We start from the raw sequence: 14608 nt of genomic DNA on the forward strand, positions 1-14608 counted from the left end.
TCAGTGGAACCCCGCTGACCCGGCGGCTTGCGTGCCGTTGTTCCGTGTCAGTGGAGGCGCATTATAGGGAGTTATTTCAGACTGACAAGGGGAAATTTAAAATAATTTTCCGAGTGCATACTTTTTATTCTTTACGTTTATTTTAACAACGTTTTGTTGGTTAATTGGGCAATTTCCCGGGCAAATCCCGCCACCTGTTCCCAGTCGGTATAGATCACTTCTTTCTTCGTATCCGTTTCACCACCTGACATCTTCATAATCAGTTGGATCATGACGCGGTCATACCAGCGATAGCGGGGATACAACAAAGCACCCGCAATGACTGCACTGTGGTCTGGTCGCCACGGTGAACTCATCAGAAACTTACGCGCATAGCTATTGGTCTGCGGTGTGCGTTTCTCCGGTTTACGGGCAACCAGGTTTACAGAGTAAAACGCACTCGGCATCGTATTCAGCTGCGTGGCATGTTTTTTCACAAATTCCTGAAATGCAGAATGGTAATGGCCATAGCGAATTGATGCGCCAATCACCACGCTGTCATAATTTTTCCACTCAGGCTCTTCGGTACGATGCAAATTCATGACATCTGCCCAGACACCCAGCTCTTTAAGTTCAGAAGCCAGATACTCAGCGATTTCGCGCGTTTGTCCGTCCCGGGAAGAAAAAAGAATCAGTGTTTTCACGTGTTACTCCATTATTCACGCCAGAAAGTAGGGGTAAAGAGCACCAGCAGAGTAAAGACCTCCAGACGACCAAACAACATGTTGGCAATCAGGATCCATTTCGCCACCGGGTTCATGCTGGCAAAATTGTCGGCAACAACCCCCAGCCCAGGCCCGAGGTTATTCAGCGTCGCCACCACTGAGGCAAACGCAGAGAAGTCATCCACACCGGTCGCAATAATTGCCAACATACTGATAATAAAGACCAGCGCATAGGCAGAAAAGAAGCCCCATACCGCTTCAAGGATTCGTTCCGGCAACGCTCGGTTGCCCAACTTAATGCTATAGACCGCATTGGGGTGAACCAGTCGCTTCAGTTCGCGGTTACCCTGTTTGAACAGTAACAGGATACGAATTACCTTCAAACCACCGCCCGTTGACCCGGCACACCCGCCGATAAACGCAGAACACAGCAACAGCACCGGCAAGAACAGCGGCCAGCGGGCAATACTGTCCGTGGTAAATCCGGCTGTGGTCGCCATCGATACCACCTGGAAAAATGCCTGGTTGATGGTCGTGAGCGCCGACCCATAGGTATTATGTATCCACAACACCAGCGTACAGACGGCCACCAGCGTTAGCTGCACCCCGATAAACATACGGAATTCAGGGTCGCGCCAGTAAACCTTCAGACTGCGTCCACTTAGTAAAGAGAAGTGCAAACCGTAGTTACAACCGGAGATCAGCAGGAAGATAGCGATAATGGTGTTGATGGTAGGACTGTCAAAATAGCCCACACTGGCGTCGTGTGTGGAAAAGCCGCCAATGGCAATGGTGGCAAAGCTGTGTCCAATGGCATCAAACGCGGGCATCCCGGCAAACCATAGCGCCAGCGCGCAGGCCACCGTCAGTAATACATAGATAAGCCACAGCGTTTTTGCCGTTTCGGCAATACGCGGGCGCATTTTATTATCTTTCAGCGGCCCCGGCATTTCTGCCCGATAGAGCTGCATCCCACCCACGCCAAGAATAGGCAGGATAGCCACCGCCAGCACGATGATCCCCATCCCGCCGAACCATTGCAGCATCTGGCGATAAAAGAGAATCGCGTGTGGCAATGAATCCAGCCCCACCAGCGTCGTCGCACCGGTAGTGGTCAATCCGGAAAAGGATTCAAAAAAAGCGTCGGTTATCGTCAGGTTAGGGCTTTCCGCAAAAATGAATGGCAGCGCACCCACGCTCCCCAGTACGGTCCAAAACAAAACGACAATCAGAAATCCTTCGCGCGATTTCAGCTCGCCCTTCTCTTTACGGTTTGGCCACCACAGCATGGAGCCGATAGCCAGAGCAACGAAGAAAGTTTGGGTAAATGCACGCCCAGCCCCATCGCGGTAAATGAGCGCTACCAGTCCGGGGATAATCATTGTCCCCGAGAATAAGATGACCAGTAGTCCAACGATTCGGGTGATGGCGCGAAAATGCATCTCTGCCGTTTCCTTAGTTCTTTAAAATGAGGTGGGGATTATTCTTCAATCGCTAACAATTGCAATGAACCACGACTAAAATCCGCCAGTTTTGCCGAAAACTCATCCACTTTGGCATAAGGAAGCGCCACCCTGAGCCGAACAAATGCCTGGTAGTCACTGGCAATGACTTTACCGTCAAACTGCCCCAGCAAAGCTTCGATGCCTGCCAGCTGGCCGTACTCACACTGCAAAGTATATTCGGTTAATGGCGTCTTGCGCTGTGTCGTTAACTGCCGCAGCGCCTGATTCACCCCACCACCGTAGGCTTTTACCAGTCCTCCCGTACCGAGAAGGATACCGCCGTAGTAGCGCACCACCACCGCAGTAATCTCACCGACACTGCTCCCCATCAGCTGTGCGAGCATCGGTTTACCTGCCGTACCCGCCGGTTCGCCATCATCTGAAAATCCCAGCTGCTGCGAGTCATTGGGCGCACCCGCCACCCACGCCACGCAATGGTGGCGGGCGTCCGGGTGTTCCGCTTTGACTGACTCAACAAACGCTTTTGCCGCTTCTACGCCGTCCGTATGGGCGAGCAGCGTAATGAAGCGGCTTTTTTTGATCTCTTCAACGACGCTAACCGGCGCCGCAGGGATTAACCAACTGTCCATTACGCCAGTTTTAAATCCCGGGTCATGTTTTCGATATTGTTCTCGTGGACCACCACGTTGTCTTCAATACGAATACCACCGAACGGTTTCAGGGCTTCAATTTTCTGCCAGTTGAAGTGTTTGCTGAACTGCCCTTCACGCCACGGCGCCAGCAGAGATTCAATGAAGTAAATGCCCGGTTCGATGGTCAGAACCATGCCCGGTTGCAATACGCGGGTGCAACGCAGGTAAGGATACTTCGACGGCGCGGCCAGGTGGGTACCGCTGTCATCCTGCATAAAGCCAGCGACATCATGTACCTGCAGGCCCAGCGGGTGACCAATGCCGTGCGGCATAAACGGCCCGGTAAGATCATTCTCTACCATCGCCTCTTCACTCATATCGGTGATGATTTGATGCTTACGCAGCAGTTTCGCGATGCGCTGATGGAACTGAATGTGGTAGTCCACATAGCTGGTGCCCGCTTTCATCGTGGCAATCAGCGCCAGTTGCTCGTCATTCACATCTTTCACCAGATGCGCATAGTCGTTGTCGCTTTTCGCCGACCAGGTACGCGTCAGGTCTGCCGCATAGCCGTTATATTCCGCACCCGCATCCAGCAGGAAGCTACGGATTTCAGACGGAGCCTGATGATCCAGCCTGGTGTAATGCAGAACCGAAGCATGCTCGTTAAGCGCAACGATGTTGCTGTACGGCACGTCGGTGTCGCGATGACCGGTAGCCGTCAGGTAAGCGAGGTTGATGTCAAACTCGCTCATTCCGGAACGGAACGCTTCTTCCGCGGCACGGTGTCCATTCACCGCCATTTTCTGCGCTTCGCGCATGCAGGCCAGTTCGTAATCCGTTTTATAAGCACGGTAATAATGCAGGTAGTCAATCACCCCTTTCGGGTTGATGTTACTGGCCGCGATGTCCAGTTGCAGTGCGCGTTCCGGAACCGGACCGATATAACCGATATTGCCGCGAGCAGCAGGCAGTTGGCTACCGATACCATCCGCTTTCGGCAGCGCGATGATCTCGACCTCTTCCGTCCAGAAAGAGGTTGGCAGCGGCTCAACGTTGTGCCAGTAATCGACCGGCAGGTAGAACCACAGCTTTGGCTTATTCACGCCATCCACCAGCAACCAGCAGTTGGGAACCTGCGTTACGGGAACCCAGGCTTTAAACTGCGGGTTGACCTTAAACGGATACGGATGATCGTCGAGAAAGACGTTAATCAGCTCACCTGAATGAATAAGTAACGCATCCAGCTTGAAGCGCGCCAGCGCGTCGCGCGTCCGTTCCTGTAGGGTAACGATATGATTTTTATAGAGTGCGGCCAGTGATTCCATTTTCTATCCTTCTGTTTTTTTGACCTCAAGTCTCCGCATCTTAGCACATCGCCTTGTGAGTGCGTGATTTCTGCCGAGCGTGATCAAATCGTCATTTCTTTAATCATTCATTTGCATTTTATTAACACAAAATACACACTTCGATTCATCTGGTATGACCAGATCACCTTGCGGATTCAGGAGACTGACATGCTTTACAAAGGCGACACCCTGTACCTCGACTGGCTGGAAGATGGCATCGCCGAACTGGTGTTCGATGCCCCTGGTTCGGTCAATAAACTCGACACGGCCACCGTTGCCAGCCTGGGCAATGCGCTTGACGTGCTGGAAAAACAACCGAATTTAAAAGGGCTGCTGCTGCGTTCTAACAAAGCAGCCTTTATCGTTGGTGCCGATATCACCGAATTCCTTTCACTGTTCCTCGTGCCTGAAGAGCAGTTGAGCCAGTGGCTACATTTTGCCAACAGCGTCTTTAACCGCCTCGAAGATCTGCCTGTTCCGACTCTCTCTGCGGTAAATGGCTACGCGCTGGGCGGCGGCTGCGAGTGTGTCCTGGCAACCGATTATCGTCTGGCAACGCCGGACCTGCGCATCGGCCTGCCGGAAACTAAGCTGGGTATTATGCCGGGCTTTGGTGGCTCCGTGCGTATGCCACGTATGCTGGGTGCAGACAGCGCGCTGGAAATCATTGCGGCAGGTAAAGATGTTGGCGCTGAGCAAGCGCTGAAAATCGGCCTGGTCGATGGCGTGGTGAAGCAAGACAAACTGCTTGATGGCGCGATTGCGGTATTACGTCAGGCAATTAATGGCGATCTTGACTGGAAAGCCAAACGTCAGCCGAAGCTGGAGCCGTTGAAACTCAGCAAAATTGAAGCGGCTATGAGCTTTACCATTGCCAAAGGTATGGTAGCGCAGACGGCAGGTAAGCACTATCCCGCGCCGATTACCGCAGTAAAAACCATTGAAGCAGCGGCCCGTTTTGGCCGTGATGAAGCGCTGAATCTGGAAAATAAAAGCTTTGTGCCACTGGCGCACACCAGTGAAGCTCGCGCGCTGGTTGGGATATTCCTGAACGATCAGTTCGTGAAAGCCAAAGCCAAAAAGCTCACCAAAAATATTGAAGCACCAAAGCAAGCGGCAGTGCTGGGTGCAGGCATTATGGGCGGCGGCATCGCGTACCAGTCAGCCTGGAAAGGCGTGCCGGTTGTCATGAAAGATATCAACGACAAATCATTAACGCTGGGCATGACCGAAGCGGCCAAACTGCTGAACAAACAGCTTGAGCGCGGCAAAATTGACGGTCTGAAAATGGCGGGCGTGATTTCCACTATTCATCCAACCCTCGACTATAGCGGTTTTGAGCGTGTGGACGTGGTGGTTGAAGCGGTCGTGGAAAACCCGAAAGTGAAAAAAGCGGTACTGGCGGAAACCGAAGATCAGGTACGCCCGGACACCGTACTGGCGTCGAATACCTCTACCATCCCAATCAACGAGCTGGCCAGCGCGCTCAAGCGCCCGGAAAACTTCTGTGGGATGCACTTCTTTAACCCAGTACACCGCATGCCACTGGTTGAGATCATTCGCGGCGAGAAAAGCTCGGATGAAACCATCGCCAAAGTTGTCGCATGGGCAAGCCAGATGGGCAAAACGCCAATTGTGGTCAACGACTGCCCCGGTTTCTTCGTGAACCGCGTGCTGTTCCCGTATTTTGCCGGTTTCAGCCAGCTGCTGCGCGATGGGGCAGATTTCCGCAAAGTCGATAAAGTCATGGAAAAACAGTTTGGCTGGCCGATGGGCCCGGCTTATCTGCTGGACGTAGTGGGTATTGATACCGCGCATCACGCGCAGGCGGTAATGTCTGCAGGCTTCCCACAGCGGATGCAGAAAGATTATCGCGACGCGATAGACGCCCTGTTTGACGCTAACCGTTTCGGGCAGAAAAACGGCCTCGGATTCTGGCGCTATAAAGAAGACAACAAAGGCAAGCCGAAGAAAGAAGAAGATACCGCCGTTGACGGTTTGCTGGCGGATATCAGCCAGCCAAAACGCGACTTTAGCGATGAAGAAATTATCGCCCGCATGATGATCCCAATGGTCAACGAAGTGGTGCGTTGTCTGGAAGAAGGCATTATCGCCAGTCCGGCAGAAGCCGATATGGCGCTGGTTTATGGCCTGGGCTTCCCTCCGTTCCACGGCGGCGCGTTCCGCTGGCTGGATACGCTCGGCAGCGCGAAGTATCTCGATATGGCTCAGCAGTATCAGCACCTTGGCCCGCTGTATGAAGTTCCGGCTGGCCTGCGTGATAAAGCGCGCCATAACGAACCGTATTATCCCCAGGTTGAGCCTGCCCGCCCGGTTGGCAGCCTGAAAACGGCTTAAGGAGTCACAATGGAACAGGTTGTAATTGTTGATGCGATCCGTACCCCGATGGGCCGTTCGAAAGGGGGGGCGTTTCGTAACGTGCGGGCAGAAGATCTCTCCGCACATTTAATGCGTAGCCTGCTGGCGCGTAATCCCGCGCTGGAGCCAACCGCGCTGGATGATATTTACTGGGGCTGTGTGCAGCAAACGCTGGAGCAGGGTTTTAACATTGCCCGTAACGCCGCGCTGCTGGCGGAAATCCCGCACTCCGTTCCGGCGGTCACCGTGAACCGTCTGTGTGGCTCTTCGATGCAGGCGTTGCACGACGCTGCGCGCATGATCATGACCGGCGATGCTCAGGCGTGCCTGGTGGGCGGCGTGGAGCATATGGGCCATGTACCAATGAGCCACGGCGTTGATTTCCATCCGGGCATGAGCCGCAACGTAGCAAAAGCGGCGGGGATGATGGGTCTGACCGCAGAAATGCTCTCCCGCATGCACGGCATCAGCCGTGAAATGCAGGATGCTTTCGCCGCACGTTCACATGCTCGCGCCTGGGCTGCAACACAGTCTGGCGCATTTAAAAACGAAATCATCCCGACCGGCGGCCATGATGCCGACGGCGTGCTGAAGCAGTTTAACTACGATGAGGTTATCCGCCCGGAGACAACCGTTGAAGCGCTGTCCACCCTGCGCCCGGCGTTCGATCCGGTGAGCGGAACGGTCACTGCGGGTACCTCCTCCGCGCTCTCCGACGGCGCAGCGGCGATGCTGGTGATGAGTGAGAGCCGTGCTCGTGAGCTGGGTCTGACGCCGCGAGCCCGTATTCGTTCGATGGCTGTTGTCGGCTGCGACCCCTCAATCATGGGTTATGGTCCGGTTCCGGCCTCAAAGCTGGCGCTGAAAAAAGCCGGACTCTCCGCCAGCGACATCGGCTTGTTTGAGATGAACGAAGCCTTTGCCGCCCAGATCCTGCCGTGCATTAAAGATCTGGGGCTGATGGAGCAGATAGACGAGAAGATCAACCTCAACGGCGGCGCGATCGCCCTGGGTCACCCACTGGGATGCTCTGGTGCGCGTATCAGTACCACCCTGCTCAACCTGATGGAACGCAAAGACGTGCAATTTGGTCTGGCAACGATGTGTATCGGGTTAGGTCAGGGCATCGCAACGGTATTTGAGCGAGTTTAATCAAAGCATGCCGGGGGCGCTTCGCTTGCCCGGCCTACGAAATGTTATCTCAAAGCCATTGGTGCCAGAACAAGGCGGCAAGTGAATGACAAATTCGTCAGGAACGAATTTGAACAACCGAAGGCTGCTTTCAGTGAGGGACACGGATGTCCCTCATTCATCCCGATGAGCTTACGTGTAGTAAGTGATTCGGGTGAATGAGCGCAGCCAACACAGTTATGGTGCCAATGGCGAAGAGAGAAAGTTTAGTTGCCGTTCTTCCCGCCTGTCAGGGGCGGGTTTTTTATTTCCCTGAACTGCTACGTACCACTAACTGCACCGGCAACAGCAGATTCTCTTCCTGTTTCTCTTCCAGCAATAAACGCAGCGCTTCACGCCCCAGTTGCTTTTTATCAACCGCAATAGTGGTCAGCGGCGGATGTGACCAGGCCGCAGCATCGATATCATCAAACCCCACCAGCGCAAGATCTTCCGGGATACGTATACCCTGCTGCGCGCACACCCGCTGAACAACCAGCGCTGCCGCATCGTTATAGGCAAAAATGGCATCAGGCGGTTCCGGCAGCCTGAGCAGCTCATTAACCGCTTCCACCAACGATTGTTCAGTATCCAGCAGTGGCGGCGCAACGGCGTCGTACTCTGGCGGCATCAGCAAGCGGGCCTCATACAATGCCTGACGGTAGCCCTTCTCGCGCTGACGGATGCTGTAGTGCGCAAGCGAACTGGCAAGAAAAGCGATACGCCTGCGCCCTTGCGTAATCAGATGTTGCGTAGCCAGATAGCCACCCTGGGTATTATCCGGATTCACGCAAGGCAGCCCCGGCGCCCAGAGATCCACCAGCACCAACGGCAATTTCATCTGTTGCAGCAGCCCAAGCAACTCAGGTTCAAAAAAACCGGCGCAGATCAGCGCATCAGGCTGGTGCAGCATCACCTGCTCACTCACTGCATCGCCCGGACCGATAGACAGAAAGCTCAGCGCAATACCCTGCTCCCGGCAGGCATCATCGATACCCAGCAGCAGTTGCGAGTAAAACGGTAAAGCCCGACTGATATTGTGCTGACGATGCAGTAAAAACAGGACGCGTTTGATCTTGTCTGCGCGCAGGCGAGAAAAATCATAACCCTGCTGCTGCGCCACAGAAATAATGCGCAACCGGGTATCTTCACGTAGCCCTGGCTGCCCTTTTAGTGCGCGGGATACAGCGCCAACTGAAACGCCGCAGGCTTCGGCAATATCTCTGATTCGTACAGGTTTCGTCATGTCACTCTCATTGATTTACGCTAGCCTTTTGTGCTCCCAGCCAGGCTGCGCCACGGACACCGCTGCTGTCGCCGTGTCGGGCCTGAACGATCGGTGTACGGCACTGTTTACCAAACACGTACTGTGCCACGCGTGCCTGCAAACCCGAATACAGTAATGTGATATTGGATACCCCCCCTCCCAGCACAATGACATCAGGGTCGAGTGTATTCACCACCCCCGCCAACGCGCGCGCCAGCTGATCGCAATAGCGTTCCCATAACAAACAGGCATCTGCATCACCCGATTCTACCCGCTGCATAATATGTGGCACATCTGCATGTTGTGCGGTGTGACTCATATACTGACGCTCCAGGCCGCTGCCGGAAATAAAGCTCTCAATACAGTTCACCTGTCCGCAATAGCATGTCACTTCAGCCCCGTCCCGAGATTCGTGGTAGCGCGGCAATGCATTATGTCCCCACTCTCCGGCACAGGCGTTAGGGCCGGAGATCAACCGATTATCGAAGCACAGACCGCCGCCGCATCCGGTACCAAGGATCACGCCAAATACGACACGATAGTCCCGTCCGCTACCGTCCATCGCTTCCGACAGGGTAAAGCAGTTGGCGTCATTGGTTACGGGCACAGGCATTCCTAATGCACGCTCAAGATCTTGTGAAAATGCCTGCTGATTCAGCACCAGAATATTGGAATTCTTAATCAAACCTTCGCTATCCACCGCGCCGGGCACCCCGATACCCACCGATAAAGGCTGATTAACGGCCAGTCTGGCCTTAGCAATCATCTCCGTCACGGCCTGGAAAAAATCACCGTAACTCTGCTTTGGTGTCGCACATCGCTCGCGGTAAACAATTTCACCCGCGTTATCAATCACCACCGCTTCAATTTTAGTCCCGCCGATATCCAGTCCGAGCCTCATGGTTTTCCCTCGTTGATGTCCAGCAATGTGATGCGATACAGCTTGCCCATTTTGTTTACTAAACAAAATGAGACCCGTCACAAAAAATCAGTTTTATGGTTAATAGAAAGGAAAAACATGTTTACTAAAAATGTGCTGAAAAGAGGAGCAGTGAGACCGGGCTTGCACCCTGTTAGAAGAAGTAAGGTTGGTGATGGATGCGCCGGAAGGACTCCGGCGCACATCGCTTAAATAAACGCGAACGCGTCACCAAACAGACGATCTTCACGTGCCTGACGTTCATTGCAGAACAGGTCGCGCGCGATTTTAGCCATCTCGAAACGCCCGGCGATGTAGATATCGTGTTCCGCCAGAGTACCGTAATCCTGCAATACTGCCGTTAACACGGTTCCCGTACGACCACGCCAGCCGTCTTCAGGCTGCTCTACCACCGGCTCAACGCGCAGGTTCGGGTGATTCACCGACAACGCTTCCAGCTCAGAGAGATCGTAGAGATGCTTCTCTTCGCGCCCGCCCCAGTAAATGGTGATATCGCGGTTGGGATTACGCGCCAGCGCGGTGAGCAGAATGGAACGCACGTAAGAGAACCCTGTACCGCCCGCGATCAGCATCAGCGGACGCTCATCTTCATCACGCAACCAGGCTTCGCCATGCGGAATATCGACCTTGATTTCCCGGTCTTTCAGAATGCGATCCATCACCGCCATGGCATAAAGATTTAGCTCAGAAGCGCCAACGTGCAGCTCAATGAATCCTTGCTCGTCCGGCGTTGATGCCATGGAAAACGGACGCTTATCCCTTTCATCCATCACGACCATTAAATACTGACCTGCACGAAAGGAAAATGCCGCGTCAGGCACTAAACGAACGCGATATACGGTGTCAGTGATAGCTTCTACCGAGGTCACTTTACAGCTTAAGGTTGTCATGCGCTCTCTCTGTCGGATCAATAGGCAAAACGATCGCGCCTCAGGCGCTTTTGCCGTCATTAAAGATGGCCAGTTCATCCCAAATTGCGTCAATACGCGCAGTCACTTCAGGATCTTTTTTAATCGGGCGTCCCCACTCTCGTTGGGTTTCACCCGGCCATTTATTTGTGGCATCCAGCCCCATTTTTGAACCAAGACCGGATACCGGCGAGGCAAAGTCCAGGTAATCAATCGGCGTATTCTCTACCAGTACCGTATCCCGGGCCGGGTCCATACGGGTAGTAATTGCCCAAATCACATCATTCCAGTCACGCGCGTTGACGTCATCATCGCAGACAATAACAAATTTAGTGTACATAAACTGACGCAAAAACGACCAAACACCCATCATGACGCGTTTGGCATGACCCGCGTACTGTTTTTTCATCGTCACCACGGCCAGGCGATATGAACAACCTTCCGGAGGTAGGTAAAAATCGACGATTTCCGGGAACTGCTTTTGCAGAATAGGGACAAAGACCTCATTCAGCGCCACACCGAGCACCGCTGGCTCATCTGGTGGACGTCCGGTGTAGGTGGAGTGATAAATCGCATCTTCGCGTTGGGTGATGTGTGTGACGGTGAAAACCGGGAAGCTATCCACTTCATTGTAATAACCCGTATGATCGCCATACGGTCCTTCCGGTGCCAGTTCACCCGGCTCGATATAGCCTTCCAGAACAATTTCAGCGCTGGCGGGTACTTCGAGATCGTTGGAGATGCATTTGACGACTTCGGTCTTGGTGCCACGCAGCAGCCCGGCGAAGGCGTACTCTGATAATGTATCAGGTACAGGGGTCACAGCGCCCAGAATGGTCGCCGGGTCTGCCCCTAACGCAACGGAGACTGGGAAACGCTCACCAGGGTGTGCCGCGCACCACTCCTGATAATCCAGCGCGCCGCCACGATGTGAAAGCCAACGCATAATGAGCTTGTTTTTGCCAATCAGCTGTTGGCGATAAATACCCAGATTCTGTCGCTCTTTATGCGGACCACGCGTGACGGTGAGTCCCCATGTAATCAGCGGCGCAGCATCTTCCGGCCAGCAGGTCATGATCGGTATACGGTTTAAATCAACGTCATCACCTGAAGAAATTTTTTGCTGACAAGGCGCACCGCGTAGCCGTTTGGTCGGCATGTTCAGTACCTGCTTGAACTGCGGCAGCTTATCAAACAGATCGCGGAATCCTTTCGGCGGCTCCGGCTCTTTCAAAAACGCCAACAGCTTACCAACTTCCCGTAGTGCTGAGACATCTTCTTGCCCCATCCCCATGGCGACACGCTTCGGAGTGCCAAACAGATTGCACAGTACCGGCATTGAATAGCCTTTTGGATTCTCAAACAGCAGCGCAGGCCCACCGGCACGCAAAGTGCGATCGGCAATTTCAGTGATCTCCAGATGGGGATCCACTGGAAGCGTAATGCGTTTGAGCTCGCCCTGCTGTTCAAGCTGCGTCAGGAAGTCGCGTAAGTCGTGATATTTCATGGCGTCCATTATGGCCTCTGTGTAAGCGCGTCATTATACGGCGTTCATCATTGTGATGCTGTATTTTTGTTAAATTAGCGTGAACTCTGGCAACCAACACCGATGAGGCTTGAAAGATGAAGTGTATAATGACTTTTGCTATGCTTGCGCTCAGAACAAGCGGATAAGAGTTATTATGCAAGCCTGGTATTTACTGTACTGCAAACGCGGGCAACTTCAGCGTGCCCAGGAACACCTGGAAAGACAAGCAGTAAACTGTTTGACACCAATGATCACCCTGGAAAAAATGGTGCGTGGTAAACGTACCACAGTCAGTGAGCCACTTTTCCCTAATTACATGTTTGTCGAGTTCGATCCGGAAGTGATCCACACCACGACCATCAATGCGACACGTGGCGTCAGTCATTTTGTACGTTTTGGAGCGACACCAGCCACCGTCCCCTCTCCCGTCATTCACCAGCTTTCTATCTACAAGCCCGAAGGGATTGTTGACCCGGAAACGCCACATCCTGGAGACTGCGTCATTATCACTGAAGGGGCATTTGAAGGGTTGAAGGCGATTTTCACCGAACCCGACGGCGAAGCACGTTCCATGCTCCTGCTTAACCTGTTGAATAAAGAGGTTAAGCAGAGCGTGAAAAACACCGGCTTTCGAAAAATATAAACAGACTCAGAAGGTCACTTCGAATAACGTTCTGACGTTGGCATCAATCGCCGTTGATAGCCACTGAGGATCTTCCCCGCGCCAGTGCGCAATACGCTCAAGAATATGCGGCAGGTGTGCAGGTTCATTGCGTCGGGAAGTCGGCTTCGGGGCCAGATCGCGTGGGAGTAAATAGGGCGCGTCTGTTTCTATCAGCAGCCTTTCCACCGGGATAAAAGGCAGTAGCTCCCGTAGTTCCATCCCCCGACGCTCATCGCAGACCCATCCGGTAATCCCGATATAAAGCCCTCGGTCCACGCAGTCCTGCATCTCCCGGCGCGAACCGGTGAAACAGTGCAGCACTGCGCCGGGGAGGCTGTCCAGCCAGGGTTCCAGCAGCGTAAGAAAACGTTCGTGGGCATCCCGACAATGCATGAAAACAGGCATCTGCAATTCGGCGGCAATACGCAATTGCGCCTCAAAAGCCCGTTCCTGTTCCTGCGCAGTGGAGTAATTACGATTAAAATCCAGGCCGCATTCACCAATGGCGACCACTTCGGACTGGTTCGCCAGTGCAACAATTTCCGCCTCTGTTGAGGATTGCCATTGGCTACTGTCATGCGGGTGGACGCCAGCAGTGGACCAGCAATGTGGATAATGCTGTGCCAACTTTAGCGCCTGCTGGCTTTCATGCAGGTTTGTTCCGGTCAGAAGCATACCGTTTACGCCCGCAGCAAAGGCGCGCGCCACGACCTCATCCCGGTCTTTCGCAAATTGTGAACTGGTTAAATTAACGCCAATATCAAACATGCATCCTCCCATATGACAACCGCCCTTACGGGCGGCTGAATTTACTCTTCGGTTTTCTCGGTGGCTTCGGCTTCTTTCGCATTCTCTGCCTCGTTGTCTTCGTCCCGCGTACGTCGCTTACCGACATAAAAACGAGAGAAGAAAACACCCACTTCAAACAGGCAGTACATCGGTATAGCCAACAGCGTTTGCGAGAAGACATCTGGTGGAGTCAGTAACATCCCCACGACAAATGCCCCGACAACTACGTAAGGGCGTTTCTTACGTAAATCATCAGGTGTCGTAATGCCCATCCAGCACAGCAATACAATGGCGACAGGAACCTCAAAAGAGACACCAAACGCCATAAACAGTGCCATGACAAAGCTGAGATAACTGGCAATGTCTGTCGAAACCTGCACGCCTTGCGGAGCTGTGTTGGCAAGGAAGCCAAACGCCAGCGGGAAGACGACAAAATAGGCGAATGCCATCCCGATATAGAACAACAGCGAACTTGAGACCAGCAGCGGCACGACAAGGCGGCGTTCATGCTTATACAAAGCAGGCGCAATAAATGCCCATACCTGGTACAGGATCACCGGTGCCGACAGGATCAGCGACACCATAAAGGTTAGCTTTATCGGGGTAAAGAACGGTGAAGCCACATCGGTGGCGATCATCGTTGCACCCTGCGGCATCTGTTTAATCAGCGGCGCTGCAACCATATGGTAAATGTCGTTGGCAAAATAAACCAACGCCAGAAAGATCACCATAACCGCAATAATGCAGTTCAGGAGTCGCTTACGCAGCTCAATAAGATGCGTGATGAGCGGTTGAGTATCTTCTACAGACAT

13 protein-coding genes are annotated in these 14608 nt (G+C 53.4%); 3 read left to right on the forward strand and 10 right to left on the reverse strand.

The annotated features are described in order from the left end of the window. Positions 1–137: 137 nt before the first annotated feature. The 4 genes from hemG to pepQ are packed head-to-tail and all read right to left on the reverse strand — an operon-like array spanning position 138 to position 4130. Positions 138–683, reverse strand: coding sequence for a menaquinone-dependent protoporphyrinogen IX dehydrogenase (gene hemG / locus OGX91_RS03925; RefSeq protein ID WP_005133225.1), 546 nt, complete (start codon positions 681–683; stop codon positions 138–140). 11 nt (positions 684–694) lie between these two features. Further along, positions 695–2146, reverse strand: coding sequence for a Trk system potassium transporter TrkH (trkH, locus tag OGX91_RS03930; protein ID WP_003017848.1), 1452 nt, complete (start codon positions 2144–2146; stop codon positions 695–697). 38 nt (positions 2147–2184) lie between these two features. After that, a complete protein-coding gene (locus tag OGX91_RS03935; RefSeq protein WP_286625511.1) occupies positions 2185–2799 on the reverse strand; it encodes an IMPACT family protein in 615 nt (204 codons plus the stop codon). After that, positions 2799–4130 (reverse strand): Xaa-Pro dipeptidase, encoded by a 1332-nt coding sequence (gene pepQ, locus OGX91_RS03940; protein WP_286625512.1) that lies wholly within the window; start codon positions 4128–4130, stop codon positions 2799–2801. Before pepQ ends, OGX91_RS03935 begins: the two co-directional genes overlap by 1 nt. 189 nt (positions 4131–4319) lie before the next feature. On the opposite strand from pepQ, the gene fadB reads away from it, so the two are divergent. Together fadB and fadA are read left to right on the forward strand one after the other, a co-directional pair. Then, complete coding sequence (gene fadB / locus OGX91_RS03945; protein WP_005133236.1) at positions 4320–6509, forward strand: fatty acid oxidation complex subunit alpha FadB; 2190 nt, start codon at positions 4320–4322, stop codon at positions 6507–6509. A gap of 9 nt (positions 6510–6518) precedes the next feature. Beyond that, positions 6519–7682, forward strand: coding sequence for an acetyl-CoA C-acyltransferase FadA (gene fadA, locus OGX91_RS03950; protein WP_005133237.1), 1164 nt, complete (start codon positions 6519–6521; stop codon positions 7680–7682). 283 nt (positions 7683–7965) lie between these two features. Here the strand turns inward: fadA and OGX91_RS03955 are convergent, their stop codons facing one another. The 4 genes from OGX91_RS03955 to ubiD all read right to left on the reverse strand — a co-directional run bounded on the left by OGX91_RS03955 (position 7966) and on the right by ubiD (position 12331). Continuing rightward, on the reverse strand, positions 7966–8946 hold the full coding sequence (locus OGX91_RS03955) for a LacI family DNA-binding transcriptional regulator (protein WP_199947988.1): 981 nt from the start codon (positions 8944–8946) through the stop codon (positions 7966–7968). A 7-nt stretch (positions 8947–8953) separates the two neighbouring features. Next, on the reverse strand, positions 8954–9868 hold the full coding sequence (locus OGX91_RS03960; RefSeq protein WP_199947990.1) for an ROK family protein: 915 nt from the start codon (positions 9866–9868) through the stop codon (positions 8954–8956). A gap of 227 nt (positions 9869–10095) precedes the next feature. Continuing rightward, complete coding sequence (fre, locus tag OGX91_RS03965) at positions 10096–10797, reverse strand: NAD(P)H-flavin reductase (RefSeq protein WP_040230096.1); 702 nt, start codon at positions 10795–10797, stop codon at positions 10096–10098. Between the two features lie 40 nt (positions 10798–10837). Then, positions 10838–12331 carry a 4-hydroxy-3-polyprenylbenzoate decarboxylase gene (ubiD, locus tag OGX91_RS03970; protein WP_040230095.1) on the reverse strand — a complete coding sequence of 498 codons (1494 nt, stop codon included), beginning with the start codon at positions 12329–12331 and terminating at the stop codon, positions 10838–10840. Between the two features lie 166 nt (positions 12332–12497). Here ubiD and rfaH point away from each other — a divergent pair, with 166 nt between their 5' ends. Beyond that, positions 12498–12986 carry a transcription/translation regulatory transformer protein RfaH gene (gene rfaH / locus OGX91_RS03975; RefSeq protein WP_005133248.1) on the forward strand — a complete coding sequence of 163 codons (489 nt, stop codon included), beginning with the start codon at positions 12498–12500 and terminating at the stop codon, positions 12984–12986. Positions 12987–12992: 6 nt separating this feature from the next. Here rfaH and tatD read toward each other — a convergent pair whose 3' ends face one another. Together tatD and tatC are read right to left on the reverse strand one after the other, a co-directional pair. After that, entirely contained in the window at positions 12993–13775 is a 783-nt protein-coding gene (gene tatD, locus OGX91_RS03980) for a 3'-5' ssDNA/RNA exonuclease TatD (RefSeq protein ID WP_149691817.1), read from the reverse strand. A gap of 41 nt (positions 13776–13816) precedes the next feature. Beyond that, positions 13817–14608 carry a Sec-independent protein translocase subunit TatC gene (gene tatC, locus OGX91_RS03985; protein ID WP_005133252.1) on the reverse strand — a complete coding sequence of 264 codons (792 nt, stop codon included), beginning with the start codon at positions 14606–14608 and terminating at the stop codon, positions 13817–13819.

Origin of the sequence: Citrobacter sp. Cpa228 (genome assembly GCF_030333085.1) — a bacterium.
GTDB classification, from domain to species: domain Bacteria; phylum Pseudomonadota; class Gammaproteobacteria; order Enterobacterales; family Enterobacteriaceae; genus Citrobacter; species Citrobacter pasteurii.